General features: G+C 36.4%; 19 protein-coding genes. 12 read left to right on the plus strand and 7 right to left on the minus strand.

Annotated elements, in window-relative coordinates:
- Window positions 1-3 precede the first annotated feature (3 nt).
- The 6 genes from ACODST_RS02900 to ACODST_RS02925 form a co-directional block, all read right to left on the minus strand.
- The gene (locus ACODST_RS02900) at window positions 4-861 is read right to left on the minus strand and encodes an SDR family oxidoreductase (RefSeq protein WP_488930612.1); all 858 of its coding nucleotides are present in this window, start codon (window positions 859-861) and stop codon (window positions 4-6) included.
- Window positions 862-1023: 162 nt separating this feature from the next.
- Window positions 1024-1602: a Crp/Fnr family transcriptional regulator gene (locus tag ACODST_RS02905; protein WP_488930613.1), complete on the minus strand. Its 579-nt coding sequence runs from the start codon at window positions 1600-1602 to the stop codon at window positions 1024-1026.
- A gap of 207 nt (window positions 1603-1809) precedes the next feature.
- Entirely contained in the window at window positions 1810-2922 is a 1113-nt protein-coding gene (locus ACODST_RS02910) for a dipeptidase (RefSeq protein WP_488930614.1), read from the minus strand.
- Window positions 2923-2980: 58 nt separating this feature from the next.
- On the minus strand, window positions 2981-3499 hold the full coding sequence (locus ACODST_RS02915; RefSeq protein ID WP_488930615.1) for an SRPBCC family protein: 519 nt from the start codon (window positions 3497-3499) through the stop codon (window positions 2981-2983).
- A gap of 25 nt (window positions 3500-3524) precedes the next feature.
- On the minus strand, window positions 3525-4547 hold the full coding sequence (locus tag ACODST_RS02920) for a YncE family protein (RefSeq protein WP_488930616.1): 1023 nt from the start codon (window positions 4545-4547) through the stop codon (window positions 3525-3527).
- A 36-nt stretch (window positions 4548-4583) separates the two neighbouring features.
- Complete coding sequence (locus ACODST_RS02925; RefSeq protein ID WP_488930617.1) at window positions 4584-5183, minus strand: NAD(P)H-dependent oxidoreductase; 600 nt, start codon at window positions 5181-5183, stop codon at window positions 4584-4586.
- An 86-nt stretch (window positions 5184-5269) separates the two neighbouring features.
- Between ACODST_RS02925 and ACODST_RS02930 the strand changes: the two genes are divergently transcribed.
- The 10 genes from ACODST_RS02930 (at window position 5270) to ACODST_RS02975 (ending at window position 16001) form a co-directional block, all read left to right on the plus strand.
- Entirely contained in the window at window positions 5270-5632 is a 363-nt protein-coding gene (locus ACODST_RS02930) for a winged helix-turn-helix transcriptional regulator (protein WP_488930618.1), read from the plus strand.
- Between the two features lie 671 nt (window positions 5633-6303).
- Window positions 6304-7122, plus strand: coding sequence for an alpha/beta fold hydrolase (locus ACODST_RS02935; RefSeq protein ID WP_488930619.1), 819 nt, complete (start codon window positions 6304-6306; stop codon window positions 7120-7122).
- Window positions 7123-7389: 267 nt separating this feature from the next.
- The gene (locus ACODST_RS02940) at window positions 7390-8022 is read left to right on the plus strand and encodes a hydrolase (protein WP_488930620.1); all 633 of its coding nucleotides are present in this window, start codon (window positions 7390-7392) and stop codon (window positions 8020-8022) included.
- A gap of 91 nt (window positions 8023-8113) precedes the next feature.
- The gene (locus ACODST_RS02945) at window positions 8114-10000 is read left to right on the plus strand and encodes an amidohydrolase (protein WP_488930621.1); all 1887 of its coding nucleotides are present in this window, start codon (window positions 8114-8116) and stop codon (window positions 9998-10000) included.
- 10 nt (window positions 10001-10010) lie between these two features.
- Window positions 10011-10439 carry a DoxX family protein gene (locus ACODST_RS02950; protein WP_488930622.1) on the plus strand — a complete coding sequence of 143 codons (429 nt, stop codon included), beginning with the start codon at window positions 10011-10013 and terminating at the stop codon, window positions 10437-10439.
- Window position 10440: 1 nt separating this feature from the next.
- On the plus strand, window positions 10441-10914 hold the full coding sequence (locus ACODST_RS02955) for a Dps family protein (protein ID WP_091498535.1): 474 nt from the start codon (window positions 10441-10443) through the stop codon (window positions 10912-10914).
- A gap of 11 nt (window positions 10915-10925) precedes the next feature.
- Window positions 10926-11591, plus strand: a complete 666-nt coding sequence (locus ACODST_RS02960) for a YoaK family protein (RefSeq protein ID WP_488930623.1) — start codon at window positions 10926-10928, stop codon at window positions 11589-11591.
- A 52-nt stretch (window positions 11592-11643) separates the two neighbouring features.
- Complete coding sequence (locus tag ACODST_RS02965) at window positions 11644-13920, plus strand: tetratricopeptide repeat-containing sensor histidine kinase (RefSeq protein ID WP_488930624.1); 2277 nt, start codon at window positions 11644-11646, stop codon at window positions 13918-13920.
- 9 nt (window positions 13921-13929) lie between these two features.
- Complete coding sequence (locus ACODST_RS02970) at window positions 13930-15288, plus strand: sigma-54-dependent transcriptional regulator (RefSeq protein ID WP_488930625.1); 1359 nt, start codon at window positions 13930-13932, stop codon at window positions 15286-15288.
- A 95-nt stretch (window positions 15289-15383) separates the two neighbouring features.
- Complete coding sequence (locus tag ACODST_RS02975) at window positions 15384-16001, plus strand: TMEM175 family protein (protein ID WP_488930626.1); 618 nt, start codon at window positions 15384-15386, stop codon at window positions 15999-16001.
- A 1-nt stretch (window position 16002) separates the two neighbouring features.
- Here the strand turns inward: ACODST_RS02975 and ACODST_RS02980 are convergent, their stop codons facing one another.
- Window positions 16003-17592 (minus strand): sigma-54 interaction domain-containing protein, encoded by a 1590-nt coding sequence (locus tag ACODST_RS02980; protein ID WP_488930627.1) that lies wholly within the window; start codon window positions 17590-17592, stop codon window positions 16003-16005.
- 314 nt (window positions 17593-17906) lie between these two features.
- Between ACODST_RS02980 and ACODST_RS02985 the strand changes: the two genes are divergently transcribed.
- Both ACODST_RS02985 and acnA read left to right on the plus strand, forming a co-directional pair.
- Window positions 17907-18845 (plus strand): ring-cleaving dioxygenase, encoded by a 939-nt coding sequence (locus tag ACODST_RS02985; protein ID WP_488930628.1) that lies wholly within the window; start codon window positions 17907-17909, stop codon window positions 18843-18845.
- A gap of 153 nt (window positions 18846-18998) precedes the next feature.
- Window positions 18999-21773 carry an aconitate hydratase AcnA gene (acnA, locus tag ACODST_RS02990; protein ID WP_488930629.1) on the plus strand — a complete coding sequence of 925 codons (2775 nt, stop codon included), beginning with the start codon at window positions 18999-19001 and terminating at the stop codon, window positions 21771-21773.
- Window positions 21774-21912: the final 139 nt, after the last annotated feature.

Genomic DNA, 21912 nt, shown 5'->3' on the forward strand with positions numbered 1-21912 from the left:
AAATTAATTCGTGTACGCTGCCACCCATTTTGCCTTAATAGCAGCACGGGCTTCTATAAATTCTTTATCAGTTCCCTGAGCAATGGCATCAAGCGGAAAACGAAGCGGTCTCTCTCCTTTTTTCATACTTACCAATTCCAGAATACCATCAGCAATAGTCTGCGGATTCATATCGAACTGTGCCATTTTGCCAAATAATGCTGTGCCTAATGCGTTGAATTTTTCTGTTGCAGCTTCGCCGTATTGTTCTGTAATTTCTGTTTTATCAGCATGAATTCCGGCTTTCGATCCGTTATTCATTTCTGTTGGATAAACACCCGGCTGGATACTTACGTTTTCAATTCCGTAATCAGCAAGTTCATCCTGCAATCCTTCTGTAAAACTTTCTACTACTAGTTTTGATGCGATATACGGAACCATAAAAGGAAGTGTGTGTCCACTTGCTCCGGTTGTAATATTGATGATTAGTCCATTTTTTTCTTTTCTCATTGAAGGCAGAACCGCCTGATACATACGCAACACACTGTAAACGTTTACATCAAACATTTTACGAACCTGATCAATGGAATAGCCTTCAAGCAAACCAAAACCGCTGACTGCCGCATTGTTGATTAAGACATCGATTTTTCCGTATTTAGTGATAACTCTTCCGACAGCCTGAGAAACTGATGAATCATCTGTGACATCGATATCCACTACTTCAATGTTTTCGATTGCTCCTAATTCTTTTGCGGCAGCAGCATTTTTATCCTTTGTATTGCGCATTCCTGCAATTACGGAATGACCTGCATTAGCTAATGTTACAGCTGTTAATTTTCCAAAGCCTGTACTTGTTCCTGTAATGAAAATTGTTTTTGACATGATTTCTAATATTTAAATGTTTATAATGTTTGTTTCTTTTGAACATTACAAAGTTGCGACGAATGCAAAACCTGTACATTGATTAGAAATAAGTAAAAACTTGATTTAGATCAAGAGTTTTAAGAAGGCATAAAAAAAGGAGCTTTAAAAGCTCCTCGTACATTATTTCTTTGCCGTTTGTTTCCGGATACGGCTTAGTGTTTCTGGTGTCATGCCCAAATAAGAGGCAATCATGGTTTGCGGAATTCTCGAAGCAAAACCCGGATATTTATTTACAAAGTTTAAATACTTTTCTTCGGCCGTTAAAGTCAGTGACGCCTGAATTCTGTTTTGAGCGGCGATAAAACTTCTTTGCAGAATGATATTGACCATATTATTAAATGCTGGTATTTCTCTGCAAAGCAATTCAAAATTCTCATGTGTAAAAAGAACAAGCTCGGTATCTTCAATTGCATCGATATTAAAACGGGAAGGCTGCTGCAGCATCAAGCTTTCGCGATCTCCTGTCCACCAATTTTCAATACTGAAACTATTTACGTGCTCGCCTCCTTTTTCATCGACTGTGTATGTTCTTACACAGCCCTGAGTGATAAAAGCATCATATTTCCAAACATCTCCTTCCTGAAGAAGATATTGCCTTTTACGAAGTTTTTTAATAATAGCAAATGATTGTATACGTTCTGATTCAGCCTGAGTGAATTCAGCTTTTTCTTCAATATACTTTTGGAATATTTCATACATAGATTGTAAAATTATACAAAATGCATCTGAAGTACAAATTTTATCTCGACCAGCAAAATGTGTGTCTCTGAGTTTTTTTTCCCATCAAAATAAAAGCTGTCTAAAAACAAAAACAGCATTTGAAAAATTTTAAACGCTGTTCTGAATCAAATTTTATGAGGTACTATTTAAAATAGACTCATTGCCGCATTATGTACTAAATCCTTCTTATACAGAAGTAGACTTCTCAAAAACACGCCAATAGTTTCCTCCTGTTATCTCAATTATTTCTTTCTCAGAAAAACCATTTTTCTGCATTGCTTCTACCACTCTGTACAAAAACCCCTCTGAGCTTTCTCCCCAACTGTAATTAGTTTTTTTACCAAATCGCTCCTTTACATTATTTGGGAGTGCCATTTTTGTATCTGTTCCTATACATACATGCTCAGTTCCGACAACATCAGCCATGGCTTTCAAATTTTCGGCAAACTCCAACGGGGTGTCTGCAAGATGCGTCCAGACACCTATTACACCTCCTGCCGAAGCAAAAGCTTTGGCCTGTTCTTTACTGATAAGTCTCGGCATCATCATTTTCGCCATTTTTTCATCTTTGCCTAAACGAGTATTGAGCCCCGTATGAGAAATAATCATTGGTTTCGAAGAAACTTCTACAGCCCTGTTTATAGCTTCATTGTTACAATGCGCAAGATCAACCAGCATTCCCAGTCTGTTACATTCTTTAATTGTCTCAATTCCAAGCTGAGTTAATCCATTAAATTGTGGTTTATCTGTATAGATATCTCCCATCGGAGGTGATGTCTGCCCATCGTGCATAAGTCCCAGATGTCGTATACCACGTTTGTGAGCTGTTTCCAGACGTTCCGGCTTTCCTTCAATGAAATGTCCTCCTTCAACAGACTGGATTACAAATTTCTTATTTTGCCGGACGGAATTTTTCACATCCTTGTAGTTTAAAGCGCGGGTAAGATTGTTCTCAATCAGCAGCTGATCCATTTCATCAAGGCTGGTAATAAAACGCTCGTAAGCTTCACCTTCATAATTCAGCTTTGGACGGTCTACCTGAAAGGTCATACAAATTGCAGATAGTCCTGAACTATTTAATTCACTGGCTAAAGCATAATGCTGTAATTTAAATTCTTCCCTGTTAAAAGGCACATCCATATGGTTATGTGTATCAATTCCGATACATCTCGCCACAATCTTTTTTATACTGTCGTCCTGCTCTTTTTCTATCCATGAAGCAAGCGGATTAAACCCAAGTGCTGCACCAGCCACTGCGCTGGTTATTAAAAATTTACGTCTTGACCAATTATTGTCCATGCTTTATTACGGTTTATTCAGTTTATAATTCTGGTAATTAATAGCTTAATCTTTTTGCTTAGATTTTTAAATCGTTCTTAGCAGCATTTACAAGTCCTTCCAGCCAGTCCTGATGACCGTTAATCATGGGATTGGGTTTTGCTATTGCCAGTTCCTGAGCCGGTTTTCCAATCTGGCTTTCCTGTGTCAGAATCCTTACCCTTCCACCAGGTAGGTCCTCAATCAGCCATGCGTGAATAACATCCAGTCTGGTTTCTGCATCACCTTCTGCCCAGCCATGCCACGCAAGCCTTGCTGGTTCATTTGCTGCAGGCGGCACAAATTCTGTGATTTCTGCTTCAATCGGAAAACCAAATGTTTTGAATCTGAATCTGGAATCTTTAGTGAATTCCGGTCCTCCCTTATGATCAAATTCGATGTCGGATGAGTTTGCATAATAAACAGGCCATGCGAAGGGATTGTTTAAATAAGGCCAAACCTTATCGGTCGTTAATCCTGAAACTATAACTTCATTTGAGCAGTAATTATCTGTAGTACCCGGAAGGTATTCTTCGGGCCAAAATATTTCATTTGCCATTTTTAAACTGTTTGATATTAATATATTATTTAACGATGACCGATGTCATACCATCAGGTCTGCCTGTTTCGAGGCGTTTAATTTCTTTTCGGGTATTAAGGTCAATCACAACTACATAATTATCCGGTGTACAGGAAACAAACATTCTATTGCTTTCTCTATCCATATAAATACCGGCTCCTCTACCAATATTTACTTGCTTTTCAAGCTTATGTGTTCTACGATTATAATAAAGAAGATCACCCGTTTTTACACTTACAATACATACCGTCTGACCGTTGGGAGTAATTTTTAAACGATGCAGTCCCAATATTTTCGAATCAAAATCAGAAGTAACTTTTTTAGTCTCAAGGTCAACTGTTACAACATGACCATCGGGTCTTGCCGTCCATAATTCTTTTCCGTCGGGTGATACATCAAAACCTTCCGCTCCTATTCCAACATTTACTAATGTCTGCCGCCACTCTTGTCTGTTTTTGGCATTAGCAGGCAGTACACCAGTTGGCGGCATATAAGGTGGAATTTCCAAATACTCATAAATACTAAGCGTACCGGACTCTACGTTGGTAGTGTAAAATCTTTTACCATCGGGAGTAACATAAAGCAAATGGGTAAAATTCTCACCGGTTCCATAAACTTCTGTAACGGCATTTTGTTTTATATCAAAAACACCAACAACTTTAGAACCTTGTGCCGTAAACCATAACTGATCATTAAGATAAACAAGTCCATGCGGAATAAGGAAAGGTTTTGTATCTATAATTTTTTCAGACTGTAACGTTTTTAGGTTTAAAACTGCAATTTCATGGCCTTTATCATTCATGAGTGGTTTTGAAATATAGGCAAATGATCCGTCGGGACTGGTTACAACTTCATGCGGGTCGTCTCCCACGGGGATTTTTGCAATAGTATCCAGCGTTTTATAATCATAAACAATTACTTTTTTCTCGCCTTTAGAAAGTACTAAAATATATTTTTTGCTTTGACTGAAGCTTATACCTGATACTGCCAGTACTACAACTAAAAAGAGTTTTTTATATATAGTCATATTTTAAGTTATAAGATTTGAAAATTACACACGTAATTATCTTAAGACATTCTCTAAATGTGTCAGATACTGCCATTTTAAATTGTTTAATCTATTGTTGTCCATATTCTTTTCAACATCGTGGAAATGAAAACTATCCAAAGGCTGTAATCCGCAAAAGGCATTCATTCTGTGAAAGGGAAAAAGAACTCCGTCATCGACACTTCTTCCCATAAAAAATTCTTCGGGAATTGTAAATGCTGTTTCAGGTGCATTCCAAGTTGTAGTAATAAGATATTTTTTATCGCTCATTAATCCGCCCGTTCCATAATTTCTGTCCGGATTATCTGCTTTTCTGCCGTCACTGTAATACATTCCTTTCCTATGTCCGGCAGTAAGTACTTTATCCAGATACTCTTTAAGTGTAAAAGGAATATACATCCACCATATTGGAAAATGGTAAATGATTATATCCGCCCAAAGAAACTTATCAATTTCACTTTCCACATCATAAGAATCTGATATTTTGGTTATTTTATATTCAAAAGCGTCAGCTGTAGTAAAAAATTCCGTATCCCAAAAAGTTATCTCATCATTCAGTTTTCCTCCGGAATGAGCAAAATGCTGTCCCGCATTTATTATAAATATATTTTTCACTCTTTATACTATAAAAATTATAGTTGCAAAAATACTTATAGTGAATTACCTTTGCAATAACTATCAAAAGCGATAGGTTTACTTTTATGGGAAAAAATGTAATAGTTAATGGTAAAATGTATGCCTGCACCATAAGTCTCGCTATGGATATCGTGGGAGGCAAATGGAAAACAGTTATTCTTCATCACTTGAAAAGCGGTGAGAAAAGATACAATGAATTGAGAAAGGAAATCCCCGCTATAACTGAAATGACCTTAAGCCTGCAATTGAAACAGCTTGAAGAAAACGGACTGGTTAACAGGGTTGTATATGGAGATAAACCTCCGATAAAAGTGGTTTATAACCTGACTGAATTTGGGAGAACTTTTATTCCCGCTCTGGAAGCAATTGACCAATGGGGAATTCTTGTAGCGGATAAGATTGGAGAACCTGTTCGGGAAAATATTTGATTTTACTATACATCAATTGATTATTGAATTTCAAAATCACGTCAAAATAGGCCAGTTTCATTAAATCCTGCATAAAATAGTTTGAAATTTGCCCTGTTCCTTTCACTTAAAGAGATAACTATACATAGTTGTCTCTTTTTTTATGTACAAATATGTAGATTTTTCAAGTATCGGGTTAAAAAGGTATCATTGGGAATTATGCAAAATGATCAGGTACTGTAGATCAAGATTCTGCTGCATCTGTAGGAATTAAATATTAAGAATTTAATTAATTTAAAAAGTTAGTCACAGATACGGCAAAACCAAAAATGTCGTTTAATACACTTTTTTTACAAAAGCAGCTAATAAATTTACGAAATACCGTAAATCAAAAAAGACATCAAAAACCGTCATTTCCTTATAAATAAAGTCCTTAACTCAGACGGCATATTCTTTGAAAATACTGTATCGAAAATATCATTAATCTAAAAATATGAAAACAGTACTTCGAAAAAAACCGCAAAAAAACAGTTTCTTTTTTTCTTAATCTACATTAATCAACAAACTTTCATTCCTGCTGTAGGTTTGTAAAAAAAAATCAACAACATCAATTGAATCAAAAACAGATATAATTACGATCAGAATTTTAAACAATTATATATAAACATTTATTAATCCAAAACCACATTAAGATGAGCACTATTAAAGCACAAGACGGAACAGAAATTTTTTACAAAGATTGGGGAACAGGTCAGCCAATTGTTTTTCACCACGGATGGCCATTATCATCAGACGACTGGGATGCGCAAATGATGTTTTTCCTAAAACAAGGATATAGAGTTATTGCGCATGATCGTCGCGGACACGGTCGCTCTGGTCAAAGTTCTGAAGGAAATAATATGGAAACTTACGCATCAGATGTAGCAGCATTAACAGAAGCGCTTGACTTAAAAAATGCTATCCACGTAGGACATTCAACTGGAGGTGGCGAAGTAATCCGTTACGCTGCAAAATATGGAAAAGGACGTATTGCAAAAGCAGTAATCATTAGCGCCGTAACTCCTATTATGATTCAAAACGAAAACAATCCAGAAGGTGTTCCTTTGGCTGTTTTTGATGAAATCAGACAAGGAACTGGGTTCAACAGAGCACAATATTTCTACGACTTCCCTATTCCTTTTTACGGATGGAACCGCGAAGGACAAACTATTAAAGAAGGTATTAGACACAACTGGTGGCGTCAAGGAATGATGGGATCTGTTTATGCTCATTATGAAGGAATCAAAGCTTTCTCTGAATCAGATTTTACAGAAGATCTTAAAAGTCTAGACATTCCTGTTTTAGTACTTCATGGAGAAGACGACCAAATTGTTCCTTGGGAACAGGCGCCAAGAGCAACTGAACTTTTGAAAAACGGAAAGCTTATTACTTATCCTGGTTTTTCTCACGGTATGCCGACAACTGAAGCAGAAACAATCAATAACGATATTTTGGCTTTTATTAAAGAATAAACCGCTATTCTTATAAATCTACTGAAACTGTCTGCTGAAGGACGCTTTTAAAGACAGTTTTTTAATCTTCAAAACGGTTTCCGTTTGAACCGGAATAAAACGGAAACTTTCTACTTTTTATCATATATAACGAATAAGGCTTCATAAAATTACGAAATATCGTAAGGTTTTTTGGTACCCAAAAAACACAAAGTCTTACTATACAACAAACTAAGAGTTTGGCACTTCATTGGCTTAACTAATTATAAATCTTTAAAATAAAAAATCATGAAACCATCACAAAACTTATTGTCTCCAGATAACCACGCATTAGTATTAATTGATTTTGAAGGACAAATGGCATTTGCTACCAACAACATTGCCATAAGCGAACTACGTAATAATGTTGCCATTATCTGCGGAGCTTCAAAAATATTTAATGTCCCAACAATTGTAACCACTGTTTTTGAGGAAAGTTTCGCGGGTCCTGTTTTCCCAGAAATCGAAGAATATTATCCAATCACTACTTCAGGTTATATTGATCGTACAACAATGAATACTTGGGAAGATGAAAATGCTTATAAAGCCATTACTGGAACTAAAAAACAAAAAATAGTTTTAGCGGGATTATGGACAGGTGTTTGCATCGTTGGACCTGCCTTATCAGCAATTGAAGAAGGTTACGAAGTCTATGTCATTACAGATGCCTGCGGCGATGTGAGTGACGAAGCCCACGAACGTGCTATCCAGAGAATGATTCAGGCAGGTGCACAGCCTGTGACTTCTATTCAGTATATTTTAGAACTTCAAAGAGACTGGGCGCGTCAGGAAACTTATGTTCCTGTAACGAATCTAATGAAAAAACACGGCGGATCTTATGGTTTAGGAATCCACTACGCTCACAATATGCTAAAACACTAATATTTATTTTGTCTGTCGGGAATCTAATAGATAGCATTTCCGACAGCATTAATTAAGCATTCTTAAAGCTTAAAACCTAAACAATTGAATTATGAAAGCAGATCTAATTTTATTTAACGGTAAAATTCATAGTTTCAACGCCGAAACACCAAACGTAACCGCAGTTGCCATAAAAGATGGAAAATTTATTGCTGTGGGAAATGACAGCAGTGTTATGGAATTGGCATCTGAAGAAACTAAAATAATCGATCTTCAAAATAAAAGAGTGGTTCCTGGAATTAACGATTCTCACATTCACCTGATTCGAGGTGGTTTGAATTACAATTTAGAATTACGCTGGGACGGCGTTCCTTCACTTGCTGATGCACTCCGAATGCTAAAAGAACAAGTGGACCGCACACCAAATCCGCAATGGGTTCGTGTAGTTGGTGGCTGGTCTGAATTTCAGTTTGCCGAACGCAGAATGCCAACTCTTGAAGAAATCAATGCGATAGCTCCTGAAACCCCTGTTTTTATTCTGCATTTGTACGATAGAGCGATTATGAACAGAGCAGCGCTAAAAGCAGTTGGCTATACTAAAAATACACCTGCTCCGCCGGGAGGACATATTGAGAGAGATGCAAAAGGCGAACCAACCGGATTGATCATTGCAACACCGAATGCCATGATTTTGTATTCTACTTTGGCTAAAGGTCCTACTCTTTCGTATGAACATCAAATCAATTCAACGCGTCATTTTATGAAGGAACTGAATCGCTTTGGAATAACGAGTGTTATTGATGCCGGAGGCGGATTCCAGAATTTTCCAGATGATTATAAAGTGGTAAATGAACTGAACGAAAAGAAACAATTAACGGTTCGAATTGCCTATAATCTTTTCACTCAAAAACCGAAACACGAATTTGAAGATTTTGAAGATTGGATTGATACCGTAAAATTATATCAAGGCGATGATATGTATCGTCATAACGGAGCGGGCGAAATGTTGGTTTTTTCTGCAGCCGATTTTGAAGACTTTTTGCAGCCAAGACCTGATCTTCCTGAAAACATGGAAGCCGAATTGGAAAAAGTGGTTCGTCTTTTGGTTGAAAACCGCTGGCCGTTCAGACTTCATGCTACGTATAACGAAAGTATTACGCGCTTTTTAAATGTCTTTGAAAAAATCAACAGAGAAATTCCTTTTAACGGACTTCCTTGGATTTTTGACCATGCCGAAACTATTGATGAAAGAAATATCGAACGTGTAAAAGCGCTTGGAGGCGGTATTGCGGTTCAAAGCAGAATGGCGTATCAAGGAGAATATTTCACGGATCGATACGGGGCAAAAGCAGCTGAAAACACACCGCCAATCAAAAAAATGATTGAAATGGAAGTTCCTGTTGGTGCAGGATCAGATGCTACAAGAGTAAGCAGTTACAATCCGTGGGTTTCAATGTATTGGATGACGGTTGGAAAAACGGTTGGAGGTTTACAATTGTACAACGAAACGAGATTGAACAGACAAACCGCTTTGGAACTTTATACCAGAGGAAGCGCTTGGTTTTCTCAGGAACAGACTAAAAAAGGAGATATTAAAGTAGGAATGTTTGCCGATTTAGTAGTCCTAGACCGTGACTATTTTACTATTGACGATGAAGACATCAAAAAAATCGAATCGGATTTAACGATTGTCGATGGAAAAATTGTGTATGCTAATGGTGATTTTTCTTCATTCTCACCGCCTCACATTCCGATTTTACCAGATTGGTCACCAACCAATATCTACAACGGATATCCGGTTAGAAGCAGTTTACAGAGCGAGATAGAAAAAAACTCAAAAACTACTGCAAAACCAGCTCTTACATCTCAGATACATAGTTGCACCGGCAGCTGTGATGTTCATGCTCATAATCATGATGTTGCCAGAATGAGCAATGTTCCTGTAAATAATTATAACGCATTTTGGGGCGCTCTAGGCTGTTCCTGTTTTGCATTTTAAACTGAACAAAATGATGGAAATTATAAAACAAATCCTGTACTCCGATTTAGGATCAGCACTGAATAATACAGCAATTTTAGTTTTTAGAATATTGCTGGCGGTTGAACTATTCAGAGTACACGGAATGAAAAAATTCAGATTGGAAAACGGACAAAAGGAACATGTTCCGAATCCGCTGCATTTACCAGAAAAACTAAACGGATTAATGGCTACGCTTTCAGATACCGTAGTGCCTGTTTTTATTATTCTCGGCTTAGGAACTCGTCTGGCTGTCCTTCCCACAATTGGGGTTACTGCAATTGGTTATTTTGTAGTACACCGAAAAGATTCGTTGGAAGTCCGCGATGTTCCATATATGTACACTTTATCTTTATTACTGCTACTTGCGCTTGGAGCAGGAACCTATTCACTTGATTATTACTTATTAAATCTTATTTAAAATGAAAGCAAACATCGGAATCAAACAAGAAAGCATCACAACAGTGGTGGATGTATTAACAAAAGTTTTAGCTGACGAATTTGTATTGTATACCAAAACAAAAAAAGCACACTGGAATGTTGAAGGCCCAGATTTCTATAACAAACACCTTTTCTTTGAACAGCAATACGAAGCACTTGATGAAATTGTTGATGCAGTTGCCGAAAGAATCAGAACTCTAGGACACTATGCTCCCGGAACTTTAAAAGAATATCTGGCACTGACTCATTTAACAGAAGAATTAAAAGGTCAAAACGACAGCATCAGTTATATTAAAGAGTTATTGGTGGATCATGAAAGTATTTTGATTCACTTACGTGAAAACATCAATAATTTTGCTTCAGAACTTCAAGATGCTGGAACAAGCGATTATATCACTGGGCTTTTAGAAACTCACGAAAAAATGGCTTGGATGCTTAGAGCTCACTTAAGCTAAAAAATAATTTTATGGAAATACAAAAAAATATTTGGTACGTAACCCTGCTTCTCACCATGATAGCAGGGTATTGCGATACCGTAACCTTTGTCGCGGCAGATTCTATATTTTCCGCGCATGTTACGGGTAACTTCATTGTCTTTGCTTATCAGATTATCAAGGGCTCAGACATTCATGCATGGGTAAAACTGCTTACTTTTCCTGTTTTTATTTTAGCTGTAATTATTGGTGGCAGAATTGCTTTAAAAAGCACGAACCGATATACCATTTTATGTTGGGAAGGTGTTATACTGGTTCTAAGCGGCATCGCTTCTTATGCTTTTGCTTATTTTGAAAATACTGCTCAATGGACAGTATATACAATAGCAATGACAACTGTATTTGCAATGGGACTTCAGAATGCTTTTGGAAAGCTTTACGCCAAAGAAACGCACGGTCCGACAACCATGATGACTGGAAATGTAACGCAAGCTTCTCTGGACTTAGGAAATTTGCTGAAAAATGGATTAAAAGATACTGATACCTTGTTAAGTTTTAGAAAACAATTTGTTACAATTATTGGTTTTCTTATAGGTTGTTTTTTAGGAGCAGTTGCAGGAAAGTTTTTTGGTTTATGGACTTTAATTATTCCTGGTGCTTCGATGATCATTTGTTATTGGTATCACCGTGAAAGCTAGAAAAACATAGGCATCAGGTTGTATTTTTCTGATAATAGAGTATCTTTAAAAAATGAAATTTAATCCCCGAAACCACTTGAAAAACCTTGTGAAATTTGTCTCTTTTATTGGCTTCTTATTTCTTGTAACGATACAGGGAAATGCACAATCTGTCGAAAATCCTGAAGAATTAAATAAGGAAATAGCCGAAGCCAAAAATGATTCTAAAAAAGTCGAACTGCTTTTAAGGTTAAGCGGTTATTATCTCAATAAAACAGGAGAAATTAAGGCCGATTTGGATCAAGCAGATCTTATCAATACACAGGCCAATTTACTAAGTGATCGTTTACAATATAAAATCGGAAAAGGGAAATCTATTCTTTTAGGAGCTCAGATTTACAGGGAGAAAGGCGATATCGAAAACGCATTGGAAAAGACCAAAAATGCCATTGCCTATTCTCAAAAAAACAATCTTACAGAACAGCAAGCAGCAAGTTACGCAGAACTTTCCATCTATGATGCAGATGTTGAACAAAAAGCCAAATACAAAAAACTGGCAATTCAACTGTATAAAAAATCTGGAGCCAAAGAAAAACAAGCCACGACTTTAAAAGAACTTGGTGAATTATACAGCATAAACGAGCAGCCGGATAAAGCTGAACCGTTTTTACTTGAATCTCTTGCACTTTATAAAACAATAAAATACAAAAAGCTGCAAGGTGTTTACAATCTGCTTTCGGAAGTAAATACCCAAAAAGGCAATTATCCAGAGTCTTTAAAATATGCGCTTTTAGCAGAAAAAACAGCCATTGCCGTAAATGATACGTCACTGCAATTAAGCTCTATTTATAATCATGTTGGACTTGTTTATTATTACCTGCGTCAAAATGATGATGCAGAAGAATATTGGTATAAAGCTTTTGAAATTGCTAAAAAACATAATGATACAGAATATGTCAGAACCATTGGGGAAAATCTTTGTTCACTGCTTATTCGTCAGAAAAAAGAAAAAGATGCTCTTAAACTGATTAAAGAAATGCAGGTAAAATTTCCAAGCTCTAACATGGAACGAATCATGAAAGAGAATTACCTGCTTTTCAATATTTATAGAATCTTAAATGATAATGCTACCGCTGGAATTTATTACAAAAGACTAGCCGATTATTATGGTGCCAATGCAGATCGAAACGGAAACAGCATTGCAATTTTAAGAAGTTTTGCGTCTTATCATTATCAAATAAAAAAATATGATGATTTCTATAGAACGGTAAAACGATTGGATACTCTCGCGGCAGGCGCAGGAAACAATTTGATTCGTTCTGAAAGTAATTTAATCTGGTTCAAAGCGGATTCTTCCAGAGGTGATTATCTGAATGCCATCAAACATTATCAACTGTATAAAAGTCTTTCGGATTCTGTTTTCAAAGGCGAAAAAAGCAAACAGATTAATAGCCTCCAAATTGAATTTGAAAGCGAGAAAAAAGACAAAAATATTGATTTACTGCAACAGCAGGCCAAAGTACAGCAGATTCAAATTCAAAAAGATACTGTTGTCCGATACGTCTTTATTGGAAGTGTTATCGTTCTTATACTTTTTTTAGCCCTTTTATATAATGGCTTCCGATTAAAAAAGAAAAAGAATGAAGAGCTGGAGATACAAAGACAACAAATTAATGAACAAAACGAGCTGAACAAAAAAATGCTCATTGAAAAGGAATGGCTTTTAAAAGAAATCCATCACCGTGTAAAAAATAATCTACAGATTGTGATTAGTTTATTAAACACACAATCGGCTTATTTGGATAATGAAGATGCATTAATGGCGATACAAAACAGTCAGCACAGAATGCACGCCATGTCTCTGATTCATCAAAAACTATATCAGTCTGATAATCTGGCTAATATTGATATGTCCTGGTATATCTATGAGCTCATCAATTATATGAGAGAATGTTTTGATACCGATACCAAAATCAACTTTGTATTGGATACCGAAAAAGTATATCTTGATGTTGCTCAAGCTGTTCCGCTTGGATTAATTATCAATGAAGCTATTAATAACGCCATTAAATATGCTTTCCCTTCAGATCGAAAAGGAGAAGTAATCATTAGTCTGAAAAATATAGAAAACAGCGATTACAAACTTATTGTAGCAGACAATGGTGTTGGACTTCCAGAAGATTTTGAAGATACAGAAAGAGATTCTCTTGGCATGAATTTGATGATGGGACTGACCGATCAGATTGATGGAAATTTTGAGATGAAAAATGATAACGGACTGAAAATTACAATTACGTTTACAAGAAATACAGAATTTGAAGTTACAGCCGAAAGTTCTGAAACTATATAAATCAAGGTAATGAAGGAGAAAATTCTAATTGTTGAAGATGAATTTATTGTAGCAAATGATTTAAAAATCATGCTGATCAAAGCAGGCTATCAAATAGTCGGTATTGCTTCTTCGGTTGTTCAGGCGAGAAAGTTAATCGAAGATAAAAAACCGGATTGGGTATTGCTTGATATTATGCTGAAAGGCAATTTGACTGGAATTGATCTCGCATGGGAACTTCGTGAGAAACAACTACCATTTCTTTATATTTCTGCCAATACGAATCAAAGTACTTTGGAAGCGGTTAAAGCAACACATCCGTATGGTTTTATGGTAAAACCTTTCCGCGAAAAAGATCTAATTGTAATGCTCGATATTGCGAAATACAGATTTGATCAGGAAAGAGGAACATTAGCAGAAAACCATACCGACGAAGAAAATGAGGCAATTGAAGGAATTATTGGAAGCAGTCCGCTTTTAAAAGAAGTCATTGAAAAAATAAAAATTGTAGCCCCAGCTGAAACTTCTGTTTTGATTTTAGGCGAAAGCGGTACTGGAAAAGAAAGAGCCGCACATTCGATACACGAACTCTCAGGCCGTAAATCCAGTCCGATTGTGGTAGTAAACTGCGCCGCTTTACCAAATTCTTTGATAGAATCGGAACTCTTCGGACATGAAAAAGGCGCTTTTACGGGCGCTAATTCGATGCGAATCGGGAAATTTGAACAAGCACACGAAGGCACTATTTTTCTGGATGAAATTGGGGAATTACCATTGGATTCTCAGGTAAAGTTATTACGTGTTTTACAGGAAAAAGAAATTCAGCGTCTTGGTGGCAATAAAACCATTAAAGTCAATGTTCGAATTGTTGCCGCAACCAACAGAACCTTAGAAAAAGAAGTAGCCGAAGGTCGTTTTAGACTTGATTTGTATTATCGTTTAAATGTATTTCCAATACAACTTCCAACGCTTAAGGAGCGCAAAGAAGACATTGAAGCTCTCGCCTATTATTTTGTAAAAAAATATGCGGTAAGTTCCCGTAAAAATGTAACTGGAATTAGTCCAATTGCTTTAGAACAATTAATGCAGTACGACTGGCCAGGTAATATTCGCGAATTAGAACATTTAATAGAAAGAAATGTACTGCTCGCCAAAACCAGTGAAATTGAAAAATTTGATCTTCCATCCAACATTCAACAGCCTTTGGAACTGAAACTTGGAGGACTAAAATCAATGGAAGAAATGGAAAAAGAGCATATCATGAGTGCTCTTCAACTCTGCAATGGTAAAGTTTCAGGGCCTGGCGGAGCAGCAGAATTACTTAAAATGCAGCCACAAACGCTGTTTTCAAAAATGAAGAAATTAGGTATCAAACAAGGGTACAATTAGCAAACACTGAAGTTACATTACTTGAATTCGTAAGCGCATAGAAAACTATGGGCTGGAAAAGTAATGCCTCTTCGGATTTAAAAAAATCAAAAAAAATGGAAAAAGAAACGGTTAGAATAGAAAATTTCAGCGATGCTGTTTTTGCCATCGCTATAACGCTTTTAGTACTGGATCTTCATGCTCCAGACATAGAAGCTGTAAAAAATGGCACTGAATTATTAGCGTATTTAAAAAACGAATGGACAGCTTATCTTGCTTTTACGCTATCGTTTTGCAGCATATTTATTATGTGGGTCAATCATCACAAGATTTTCAAACAAATTTACAGTCGCAATACAGCCATTATGTTTTCGAACGGATTAATTCTTTTTCTTGTGACTGCAGTATCTTATCCTACAGCGCTGTTATCGCGATTTTTCGAAGGAGAGGCTTCCAGTATTTCGGTTGCTATTTATACCGGAATCTTTGTTCTTATCAATATTTCGTATAATCTGCTTTGGTTTATTGCCAGCAATAATAAAAAACTTTTACGTCCTGGCATTACCAATTCTGCCATCAAAAAAATCAGAAACAATTATTTATACGGATTTCCAACTTATTTAATTGCTTTCGGAATTTCGTTTCAATATCCTGCTGCTGCTTTAGCAATCAGTATGCTTTTGTTGATTTATTGGGCTGTTTCATCAGGAAAAATCAATATGATTGAAGAATAAATCAGTCTAAAAAATGTTCTTTTTTAATCCCTAATTTTTGCATTCTGGAAATTAAAGTTGTACTTGGAAGTCCTAATATCACTGCAGCGCCTTGAGCACCCGAAATTCTTCCGTTGCATTTTTTTACTACTTTCAAAATATGTTCTTTCTCTACTTCCTGTAAAGTTTTTATATAAAAATCAGTTTCTACAGTTTCCGATTCTGGTTTATAGATTTCAGGAAAAATCATATCTTTTATTACTTCGTCTTTCGCAAACAAAATACTTCTTTCAATCATATTTTCAAGTTCTCGCACATTTCCCGGCCAGTCATACGCCATCATGCTGTTCAATGCTTTTTTAGAAAAACCTTTTATCTTCTTCCCTATTTTCAAACTGTGTCTTTGCAGAAAAAATTCTCCTAAAACTGGAATATCTTCTTTACGTTCGCGAAGTGCGGGAAGTGAAATTGGAAACACATTTAAACGATAATACAAATCACTTCTGAATCTTTCGGCAGCGACTTCTTTTTCCAATGAACGGTTCGTTGCCGCAATTACTCTTGCGTTCACTTTTATCGTTTCTTTTCCTCCAATTCTTTCAATCTGTTTTTCCTGAAGCACACGAAGCAGTTTTCCTTGAAGTTCCAAAGGCAGCTCTCCTATTTCATCCAGAAAAATAGTACCTTCATTTGCCTGTTCAAATTTTCCAATTCTTTGTTCGGTTGCTCCTGTAAAAGCGCCTTTTTCATGTCCGAACAATTCACTTTCAATAAGATTTGCTGGAATCGAAGCGCAGTTTACTTTTACGATTCTGTTTTTAGAAACTGTTGATAAGCGATGTACAGCATCGGCAACCAATTCTTTTCCAGTTCCTGTTTCTCCATAAATCAAAACAGTAGATTGTGAAGATGCCACTTGGGCAATTAATTCAGAAACCTGTTTCATTACCGCACTTTCCCCCACAATTCCTACTGAATCGGTTTCATTTAAAGTTTCTGGTTGTTCTTCTTTTGGAACAGCATTTTGTTTGAGTTTTTTCAGTTCAAGGATTTCACTTTCATATTTCTCAGTAAGTGCAATGTTTCGGATTGTAATGGATAACTGTCTCGCAATTCCTCTTATAATTCGGTTGGATTCTCTGCTGAAAGTCTGAGCACTTTTAAAAAACATAAAAAGAACATTTCTGTTTCCTTTTGTGTAAGGCAACGAAATACCAATTCCATTTTTAAAACCGCTGGTATTAGCAATCTGTATAAAATCAGGAAAAGGATTCTTTTTATCGTCAAGATTTTTTAAATCAAAAACAACGGCATCGGCTGAATCAAGACAAACATCGAAAAAGCCATCATTTAAGAGATATTTCTTCACATCTTTATCTTTCTGAAGAAACTGACAGAAAACGGAATATTCCTTTTCATTTTCATTGGAAGAAGCCAAAATAAAATCATCAAACAGAAATTGCTCTTTTAATTGGCCAATCACCACATTTAATTCTCCTTTAGTTAAAGCCTGTCCAATTTCCGAACAAATTGACATAATCAGCATTTGTTCTCTATCTCTTTCCTGTAATCGGTTTATCATCATTGCAGTTTGGTCTTTCGGCTTTTCCATAAACAAAAAATTCTCGTGGCATTTAACAGTAAAACCGTAAATTTAAGAAACAGCCCGTATTAAATTACTATTCATTTTCTAAATATGCAGACTCGAATCATAAAATTACGATATATCGTATAAGCCAAAAATCAAAACAAACACCAAACTCCTCATAAACAAGACCTTTCTCTAAGTGGAATATTATTTGGATACTATCATTGCAAAGTATTAAAACACTTTCTATTTCTTAATCTATGTTAATCGATGAAGAACGATATCGGAAGTAAACTTGCATTACCAAAATCAATAAAACCATTTTAATATAAAACACCATGGAAAACACAATTTTAGGCTTACATCACATTACTGCAATTGCAGGCGACGCAAAACAAAACTTCGATTTTTATTCTAAAATATTAGGTTTACGTTTCATCAAAAAAACAGTAAACTTTGACGATCCGGGAACCTACCACTTTTACTTTGGAGATGAAACTGGCAGCGCCGGAACAATCTTAACTTTTTTCCCTTGGGGAGCAGGAATCCAACAAGGCAAAAAAGGTTCTGGAATGGCAACAGAAATTGGATATTCTGTACCAAAAGGAAGTCTCGCTTTTTGGAAGAAACGTTTTGAGAAAAACAACGTAATCCATGATAAACCAGCTGAAAAATTCGGAGAAAAATATATTACTTTCTTTGATCCAGACGGTTTAAAATTAGAGTTAATCGAATCTAAAACAGAGGATAACAGAAAAGCTTGGGAAACCGATGAAATAACAGCTGATGTAGCTACAAAAGGCTTTCATAATGTTACACTGACTTTAAATGATATTAAACCAACAGCTGCCATCTTAACCGAAATCTTTGGTTACAAACTAATCGGCCAAGAGGAAAACCGTTACCGTTATGCAACAGCTGCAGTAGAAAACGCTGCCATTGTCGACTTGGTAGAATTGGCTGATGAAAAAAGAGGTTTAAATGCGAATGGTACTGTTCATCACGTAGCTTTCCGCGTAAAAAACGATGAAATTTTAATGCACTTCCGTGAAAAAATCGAAGCTTACGGATTATCCATTACACCGCAGATTGACAGACAATATTTTCACTCTTTATATTTCAGAGAACCAGGAGGCGTTTTGTTCGAAATTGCTACCGATAATCCTGGATTTACAGTAGATGAACCTTTAGAAGAATTGGGCAAAAACTTAAAACTTCCTGCTCAATACGAAGCACATCGAAAAACCATTGAAAATCATTTGGTTAAAATCAATTAATCCAAAGAAATAGGCTTATAAAAGCAGAAAAAAGATTATTTTTATTATAAAAACAAACACAAAACAAATTAAAACAAGGAGAACTTTAAAAGTCTACGCTCGAAAAGTACCACTCTCTAATCGTATATTTTTAATTTTAAAAAGAACCACAACATGCAGAACGACATTTACCAGATTAAAAAAGTATTAAAAACTTCGGGCAAGGAGTTTTCTTATTACAGTCTTGCTGCAATGCAGCAACAAGGATTTGAAATCGAAAAAATGCCTTTTTCAATCCGAATTCTTTTGGAGAATGCCTTGCGCAATTTCGATGATTTTGCCATCACTAGAGAAAACGTTGAAACCTTATTAAACTGGAAACCAGAAGCATCAGACAAAGATATTCCGTTTAAACCTGCGCGAGTTTTAATGCAGGATTTTACAGGTGTTCCCGCTGTAGTTGATATTGCTTCATTACGTGCCGAAGCGGCAAGAAGAGGCAAAAATCCAGATGCGATTAATCCGCTGATTCCTGTTGATCTTGTGGTCGATCATTCTGTTCAAGTAGACTACTTTGGAACCGAATATTCGTATCTGCGCAATATGGACGAAGAATACAAACGTAATGGCGAAAGATACCAGTTTTTAAAATGGGCACAGGAATCGTTTACCAATTTCAGCGTTGTACCGCCGGGAATGGGAATCTGCCACCAAGTTAATCTTGAATATTTATCGAAAGGCGTTATAGAACGTAACGGAGAAGTTTTTCCAGATACACTTGTTGGAACCGACAGTCATACACCAATGGTCAACGGAATTGGGGTTATCGCTTGGGGTGTCGGTGGTATCGAAGCCGAAGCCGCTATTTTGGGACAGCCTATTTATTTTATTATGCCAGAAGTAATCGGATTGAAATTGACGGGGAAAATTCCCCTTGGTTCCACTTCAACCGATATGGTATTGACGATTGCAGAACTCCTTAGAAAATTTGGCGTAGTAGGTAAATTTGTGGAAGTATTTGGCCCAGGTCTTGACAATTTAAGTGTTCCAGATCGTGCTACAATTGGAAATATGTCTCCAGAATTCGGTTGTACGGTTACCTTCTTCCCTACTGATGAAAAAACATTGGAATATATGAAACTCAGCGGCAGATCGGAGGAGCAGATTCATTTGGTTGAAGATTACTGCAAAGCAAATCTGTTGTGGAGAAAAGGCGACGAAAATATTAGCTATACTCATGTTTTAGAATTGGATCTTTCTACTATAGAACCTGTAATTGCTGGCCCAAAAAGACCGCAGGACAAAATTCTGCTTAAAAATCTTGAACCTTCTTTTATTGATGCTTTAGATAAAAACTTTGGCAGAAAATATCTAAAACCAGAAAAACAAATCAAAACCTGGCTGGCAGAAGGCGGTTCTCAGCCTTTAAACGAAAGTAAACCTGTTCCTGAAGAAATTCAGATTGATCCCAAAATAGAAAACGGCAGTAAAAGCGTTGAAGTTACTATTGGTTCAGAACGTTTTACTTTATCTGACGGATCTGTGGCGATTGCGGCTATCACTTCCTGCACCAACACTTCGAATCCTTTTCTTATGATTGGTGCTGGATTAATTGCAAAAAAAGCACGAGAAAGAGGCGTAAATACAAAACCTTGGGTAAAAACATCATTGGCGCCAGGATCAAAAGTCGTAACCGATTATTTGATAAAAGCCGATTTACTTAAAGACCTTGAAGCCTTGAAATTTCATGTCGTGGGTTATGGCTGTACTTCTTGTATTGGAAACTCAGGCCCGCTTCCTCCGCATGTGGCTAAAGCAGCAGACGAACATGATCTTGTATTGGCTTCTGTACTTTCGGGGAATAGAAATTTTGAAGCCAGAATTCATCCGCAAATCAAAATGAATTTCCTGATGTCTCCTATGCTTGTTGTAATTTTTGCCATAGCAGGAAGAGTGGATATTGACATTATAAACGAACCGCTTGCCTATGATTCTAATCTACAGCCTGTTTATCTAAAAGATTTATGGCCTGCTGAAGATGAAATCAGTCAAATGCTCAGCAATGTTCTGACTCCAGAGCAATTCGAGTCGAGCTATGCAACCATATTTGAGGGGAATGAAATTTGGCAGCAATTGCAGATTCCGAAAGAGAAAATTTACCAATGGGACGATAACTCAACTTACATCAAAGAAGCGCCCTTTTTTAAAGATCTTCCCGACCATCCTAAAGCGTTGCAAAATATTGTAAATGCCCGTACTTTATTGGTTTTAGGAGACAGTGTTACTACGGATCATATTTCGCCGGCTGGATCGTTTAAAGAGAATTCTGCAGCAGGAAGTTATTTGTTAAGCCGAGGTGTTGAAAAAAATGATTTCAATTCCTATGGTTCTCGTCGTGGTCATGATGAAGTAATGATCAGAGGGACTTTTGCCAATGTTCGTATCAAAAATGCTTTAGCGAAACAAGAAGGTGGTTTTACGACTTTTCTTCCAACAGGAGAAGAATTGAGTATTTATGAGGCTTCTAAAAAATATAAAGAAGCAACAACACCTTTAATCATTCTGGCTGGAAAAGAATACGGAAGTGGTTCTTCGAGAGACTGGGCAGCGAAAGGAACTTTTCTACTTGGCGTAAAAGCAGTTCTGGCAGAAAGTTACGAAAGAATCCACCGCAGCAACTTAGTTGGAATGGGCGTTTTACCAATGCAATATAAAAACGGAGAAAACGCAGCAAGCCTTGGACTTACTGGAACAGAAACCTTCACGATTACAGGAATTGCAGAAGATATTACACCTTTGAAAGAATTGGCCATTACCGCTGTTAAAGAAAATGGTGAAGTTTTTAATTTCACAGCAATAGCGAGATTAGATTCGCAGATTGAAATTGAATACTACAAAAACGACGGTATTCTGCAATATGTTTTAAGACAGTTTCTTCATAAATCATAAAGAAAAAAACAGCTTAAAAAATTAAGTTAAACATAAAATTCCTGACTTCACAGTTAGGAATTTTATGTTTTAAATCATTAAACAAATAATAGGTTTTCTTAAATTTGTAGCTTTTTCTTCTTTTACGTTTACTTAAAAT

Source organism: Flavobacterium sp. FG19 (genome assembly GCF_057809475.1).